Annotated in this window: 1 protein-coding gene and 1 pseudogene; both read left to right on the top strand. The window is 29.7% G+C overall.

The window, feature by feature from the left end:
- The first annotated feature begins 168 nt into the window (after nt 1–168).
- A complete protein-coding gene (locus tag Q0H31_RS13160; RefSeq protein WP_295298925.1) occupies nt 169–1,380 on the top strand; it encodes a hypothetical protein in 1,212 nt (403 codons plus the stop codon).
- A gap of 21 nt (nt 1,381–1,401) precedes the next feature.
- Nucleotides 1,402–1,745, top strand: a pseudogene (locus Q0H31_RS13155) (hypothetical protein); the annotation flags it as partial.

Here is a 1,745-nt window from a genome sequence, read left to right as displayed (position 1 = left end):
TTATTTTTCTATAAACTTAAAAATATGTATGAAATGTATTATAATTAATTTAAAATAAATAATTTTTTTCTGAATTTTTCTTATTTTTATAGTTTTGTCCCTTGTTTTTTTTTTTTTGTATGTAATATCTTAAATAAATATTGAAATAAAATTAAAGAGGTATTTTTTATGAAAGTAATTTATAGTTTTATGATTGGTTTAATACTATTCAATTTTTATGCTTGCACTAAACAGCAAATTGAAGAACCTTTAACAGAAAACGCCAAATTGGAAATAACCTATTTGGACGAAAAAAACAATCCAACAGAAAAGAGAACGGACAATATTTTAATGAAACTTAAAGACGATGAAAGCGGTTTTATAATGGTTTCAAGAAAAACGGGCGAAAACGAATACACGGATTATTTAATTGATACTGAACGCAATTCGACAATTTCAATGTTTTATACAAACAAATCAAATTTCCCGTATAAAATAGTAGTCATTCAAGAAGGAGTTTCAATGGTTGGCTATACTTCAAAGTATAGAGAAGAGACGAAAGATTTTGATATAATCTGGGAAATGTCGGACGGCTCGACTACAAATCGCGAAACCTTTACGGGTATAACGGTGGCGGATTTGTTTAATCATGCCAAAACTTCTGGCGTTGATGATAATACCGATTACCAAATAAAAACTTTAAAGGTAAGCGTTAGAATATCCGCCGCGATTAACAAATATATAGACGATAACTTTGATGACAATCCTTTATTGAGAGGAAAGAGATGGAACGCTTTTTGCAATTTTTGGAAAAAAGTTTTTAAGCCAATAGTTAGAGTTGTGACGATTATAGTAGCCGTATTTGTTCCGCCTGTAGCTGCAATAATAACGACAGTTGTAAAAGTTGCAGACGCTATAATTAATACTATAGATAATGCGATTAATAAAACGGAAGAGGCGGTAAAAGTCTCGTCTGGACCTAAAAAATTATATATATTGAAAACTCCAAATAATTACGGCGAAGATAATCAATATACGAATACCGAATCGATTTATTTAAAAGATAAAGGAAGCCTTACAAATATAATTTTCGATGTTACAGATGATGTGATAAAAAACTTTAAAGTAAAAGTTTCTATTCCAAATGAAGATAGGTGGTATTCGATAATAGACGGTTATTACAAGTTCTCAAATACTGCTAAACAAAATTATACTGTGTCAGCCGATAAACCTTTAATTTTTTCAAATGAACTTAAAAACAATAGCGATATAAATTTAATAGTTGAAAGATTAGGGACTTCTATTGGGCATACGGTTTATATGAATATAGAATTGGATACTCCTATTCTTATAAACGATAAAGCTCTCAGTAATTACCAACTAATATTGCAAAAAGAATAATATATTATTGGAGTAATAAATATGAGATTTTTTATAATATTGTTTATAATAATACTTTCAAATAATTTATTTTCTGCTAATTTTGAATTTTCTTTCGGAGGCGGAGCTGGAACTTCTCTGGACTTCAGTTATGTAAAAGATGCACCTGATATTCAAGAAGATGAAGGAGGCACAAGAATAGAAGACGGTATTACGGCAAGCGGTTTTATGGATATAGGAGCTAATTTTGAGCTTCCAAACGCCGGGGCTTTAAGTAGCGTAAGCGTTCTATTTGAAACGGGATACAATTATTATATGAGAGTTAGAACGAGAAATAAAAAATATCCTGAAGAGATGCATAGGTTTTTTTACCATAGTTTAATATT

Origin of the sequence: uncultured Brachyspira sp., from assembly GCF_934747485.1 — a bacterium.
In the GTDB taxonomy this organism is placed as follows: domain Bacteria; phylum Spirochaetota; class Brachyspiria; order Brachyspirales; family Brachyspiraceae; genus Brachyspira.
Note: the sequence above shows the minus strand (reverse complement) of the source record. Positions and strands in the feature narration are given on the sequence as shown.